This is a genomic window from Variovorax sp. P4_D9 (assembly GCF_056401695.1).
This window is the reverse complement of record NZ_JBFUIU010000781.1, coordinates 1-4,085: the sequence shown is the minus strand read 5'-3', so window position 1 is coordinate 4,085 and position 4,085 is coordinate 1. Positions and strand designations below refer to the sequence as shown.

The 4,085-nt window shown below is 68.8% G+C and carries 4 protein-coding genes; 1 reads left to right on the top strand and 3 read right to left on the bottom strand.

The features are described 5' to 3' along the window. Positions 1-150 precede the first annotated feature (150 nt). Genes AC1DY5_RS45020 through AC1DY5_RS45010 form a run of 3 tightly spaced genes read right to left on the bottom strand, consistent with a single transcriptional unit; the run spans position 151 to position 3,133 of the window. Positions 151-1,143 carry a DUF58 domain-containing protein gene (locus AC1DY5_RS45020; RefSeq protein WP_478120889.1) on the bottom strand — a complete coding sequence of 331 codons (993 nt, stop codon included), beginning with the start codon at positions 1,141-1,143 and terminating at the stop codon, positions 151-153. Continuing rightward, positions 1,124-2,134, bottom strand: coding sequence for an AAA family ATPase (locus AC1DY5_RS45015; RefSeq protein WP_478120888.1), 1,011 nt, complete (start codon positions 2,132-2,134; stop codon positions 1,124-1,126). The genes AC1DY5_RS45020 and AC1DY5_RS45015 overlap by 20 nt, the downstream gene beginning before the upstream one ends. A 21-nt stretch (positions 2,135-2,155) precedes the next feature. Further along, on the bottom strand, positions 2,156-3,133 hold the full coding sequence (locus AC1DY5_RS45010) for a S1C family serine protease (protein ID WP_478120887.1): 978 nt from the start codon (positions 3,131-3,133) through the stop codon (positions 2,156-2,158). 88 nt (positions 3,134-3,221) lie between these two features. Between AC1DY5_RS45010 and AC1DY5_RS45005 the strand changes: the two genes are divergently transcribed. Then, positions 3,222-4,082 (top strand): TatD family hydrolase, encoded by an 861-nt coding sequence (locus AC1DY5_RS45005; protein ID WP_478120886.1) that lies wholly within the window; start codon positions 3,222-3,224, stop codon positions 4,080-4,082. Positions 4,083-4,085 lie beyond the last annotated feature (3 nt).

Here is a 4,085-nt window from a genome sequence, read left to right as displayed (position 1 = left end):
AGTTTCTTCTTGCGCCGGATGAGCCAGAGGTACAGCAGCACCAGCAGCGGCAATGCCAGCAGCAGCCAGAGGAATTGAGGCCAGAGGAAGTTCATAGAGCAACCTTCGCGCTTCGCGCTGCGGTATTCGCCTTCGGAACGGCCGGGCGTCTCATGCGGCCACCGTACTGGGGTTCGATTGTCCCTTGCGCACGCGGCGCTTGCGCATGTCCGCGAAGCGGACGATGGCTTCGACCAGGTCGTCGGCGGTCGAGAGCTCGAGGGCGTCGACGCCGATCTTCGCCAGCGACTCGCGGAGCTGGGCCTCCCGTTCGGCGGCGATGCGCGCAAAGCGCTTGCGGAAGCCGACGTCGTGCGTGTCGACCCAGAGCTGCTCGCCGGTCTCGGCATCGCGCAGCGGCACCAGGCCGAGGTCGGGCAGCTCGAGTTCGAGCGGATCGAACAGGCGCACCGCCACCACGTCGTGCCGCTGCACCAGGTGCGACATCGGTCGTTCCCAGCCAGGCTCGGAAACGAAGTCGGAGACCACGAACACGGTCGAGCGGCGCGGCATCAGCACCGCGGCGGACTTGAGCAGGTCGGCCAGCCGGGTCATGCCCTTCTGGTCGGGCGCGCGCTCGGCCGAGCGGCGCTCCATTGCATGCAGCAGGTGCAGCACGTGGCGCCGACCGGTGCGCGGGGGGATCACGGCTTCGACGTCGTTGCCGTAGACCATCGCGCCGACACGGTTGCCGTGGCGCGTCAACAGCCGCGCGATGACGCCGACGAAACCGGCCGAGATCTCGCGCTTGGCCTTGATGCCGGAGCCGAAGTCGACCGAACGGCTCAGGTCGAGCACGAACCAGGCGGCCATCTCGCGGTCTTCGGTGAAGACGCGCACGTGCGGCGTCTGCAGCCGTGCCGTGACGTTCCAGTCGATGTGGCGCACGTCGTCATGGTGCTGGTATTCGCGCAGGTCGGCCAGGTCGAGGCCGGTGCCGCGCATCAGTGTTCGGTMGTCCCCCTGCAGCAGGCCGTCGAGCCGGCGGATGACGGTCCACTCGAGCCGCCGCAGCGCGCGCTCCACGCCGCTGGCCGCGGCGTCGGCGGCCGCGAGCTGCTCGTCGTTCGCGGCTTTCGCGCGCTTAGGCCACCAGCTTTTCATGTTCGAGGGGTTTGGCCGGCGCGGGCACGGCCCGCATGATGCGATCGATCAGGCTGTCGGGCGTGAGCCCTTCGGACAAGCCCTCGTAGGACAGCGTGACCCGGTGGCGCAGCACGTCGGGCACCAGTGCGCTCATATCCTCGGGCAGCGCATAGCTGCGGCCGCGCAGCAGGGCCAGCGCGCGTGCGCCCTGGGTCAGGTTGATGCTGGCGCGCGGGCTGGCGCCGAAAGTGATGAAGCGCCGCATGTCCTTCATGCCGTGCTTCTCGGGCGTGCGGGTGGCCGACACGAGCCTGACGGCGTACTGGATCAGCGAGGGGTCGACATAGACGCGCTGGGCCTCGGCCTGCAAGATCGCGAGCTGGTCGGTGGTGGCCACCGGCGTGGCCTCGACTAGCGGGCCGATCACGCGCTCGACGATGACAAATTCCTCTTCGTCGCTCGGGTAGTCGACCAGCACCTTCATCATGAAGCGGTCGACCTGGGCCTCGGGCAGCGGGTAGGTGCCTTCGGTCTCGATCGGGTTCTGAGTCGCCATCACCAGAAAGGGCCGAGGCACCTTGTGCGTCTCGCCCGCGATGGTCACCTGGCGCTCCTGCATCACTTCGAGCAGCGCGCTCTGCACCTTGGCCGGCGCGCGGTTGATTTCGTCGGCCAGTAGAAGGTTGGCGAACACCGGGCCCAGCGAGGTGCTGAAGTCGCCGGTCTTCTGGTTGTAGATGCGGGTGCCGACCAGGTCGGCCGGCACCAGGTCGGGCGTGAACTGGATCCTCTTGAACCGACCGCGCACGGTGTCGGCCAAGGTCTTGACGGTGAGCGTCTTGGCCAGCCCCGGCACCCCTTCGACCAACAGGTGGCCGCCTGCCAGCATCGCCACCATCACCCGTTCGAGAAATCGGTCCTGGCCGACCACCACGCGCTTCACCTGATAGAGGATCTGCTCCATCAGCTCGGCCGTGACCGGGGAGGGYGATTCGAACTCTGTGCTCATGGGATTGCTTTCGTCGGTGGGTCAGAAGGGTGGCGAGCCGGCGGCGGAGGCGGCGTTCTCGATCGGCACGGCGAAGCCGATGCCGATGAAGGTGCGCTGTTGGGTTGGATTGAGGATGGCGGTCACGATGCCGAGCACCTCGCCGCTCATGTTGATCAGCGGGCCACCCGAGTTGCCGGGATTGGCGGCCGCATCGAACTGGATCAGGTTGCCAAGCTCCTGCTTGCCTTCGGGCGAGCGGAAGGAGCGGTTGAGGCCGGACACCACGCCCGCCGACACCGAGGGACCGATGCCGAAGGGGAAGCCGACCGCCACCACCTCGTCGCCCGGCATGAGGTCGGCGGTCGAGCGCATGGTGGCCGGGATCAGGTCGTCCGGCAGCTTCTGCGCCTGCAGCACCGCCAAGTCGTTCTCGGGCTGCAGGGCGGTGATGGTGGCCGGCGCCTCGAGGCCGTCGGCGAAGGTGACCTTGATGGTCTCGGCGCCCGCGACCACGTGCAGGTTGGTCAGGATCACGCCCTTGTCGACGATCACGACGCCGGTGCCGACACCGCGTTCGACTTGCTTGCCGGGCACTTCGTCGGTGGCCTCGGGCGGCTTGCCCTTGGCCATGTTGCGGCCGCGCTTCTCGGTCTTGGCCTCGGGCGTGTTCTTTTCGGTGCCGTAACCGACCACGCGCACCACGGAGGGGCGGATGATCTCGGCGGCGCGCGCGGCGGCCGAGGGCAGGGTCTGCGTCTGCAAGGTGCGCAGCACCGCCGCGTCGATGTCCTTCTGGGTGAGCGCCTGCGTCGCGTGTCGCGGCCACACGTAGGCGCCGCTGGCGCCCATGCCGACGACCAGTGCCAGCAGCAGTCCGAAGCTGCGGCGGCCGGGCTGCCAGCCTGCCGCGGGAGGCCGGGCGGTCGCCTCGGCCTCGGGGGTGTCGGTGGACGACCCGGGCTCGGCCGCATCCTGCGGCTCTCGGGGCGAGCGGCTGTAGAGAGCAGGCCTGCGCATCGGGCACCTCCGGGCAAAAGAGAGTCGCTGTAGCAATCACGGTAGCACGCTTTCCGCTGCCTTGCATCCCTTCGGGCATCATCGCGCGATGGCCATCTTCGTCGACACCCACTGCCACCTCGATGCGCCCGAATTCGGCTCGGAAATGCCTCAGGTCCGGGCCCGTGCGCAGCGTGCCGGTGTCGCGCTCTGCGTCATTCCCGCGGTCGCCGCCTTCAACTTCGAGACGGTGCGCGAGCTTGCGCATCGGCAGGGCGATGCCTACGCGCTCGGCATCCATCCGCTGAGCACCGGTGAGGCCCGCGATGAGGACCTTGCGCTGCTCGACGAGGAACTGCTTCTCCGCCGCGACGACCCGCGGCTGGTGGCGGTCGGCGAGATCGGCCTCGACTATTTCGAGCCGGGCCTGGATCCCGACAAGCAGGAGCGCTTTTTTCACACTCAGTTGCAACTGGCGCGCAAGCATGAGTTGCCGGTCATCGTCCATGTCCGGCGATCGGTGGACAGGGTGCTGAGGCACCTGCGCCAAGTGGCGCCGGGCCAGCGCTGGCAGGGCATCGCGCATGCGTTCAACGGCAGCGAGCAGCAGGCGCTGGCCTGTGTCCAACTCGGCCTGAAGCTCGGCTTCGGCGGGGCCGTGACCTTCGAGCGTGCCTTGCAGTTGCGTCGACTTGCCGCCACGCTGCCGCTGGAGGCGATCGTGATGGAGACCGACGCCCCCGACATCCCGCCGCACTGGCTCTACCGGACGCAGGCGCAGCGGGCCGCGGGCGAGTCGCAGGGGCGCAACGAGCCCGGCGAGCTGCCGCGCATCGCCGAAGTGGTGGCAGGCCTGCGCGGCATCGAGGTCACGGCGCTCGCCGAAGCGAGCACCCGCAACGCGGCCGACGCGCTGCCCCGTCTCGTTTCGCTGCTGGGCCTGTCGGCCGAACGCCCGGGCGCGGCGTAGGCG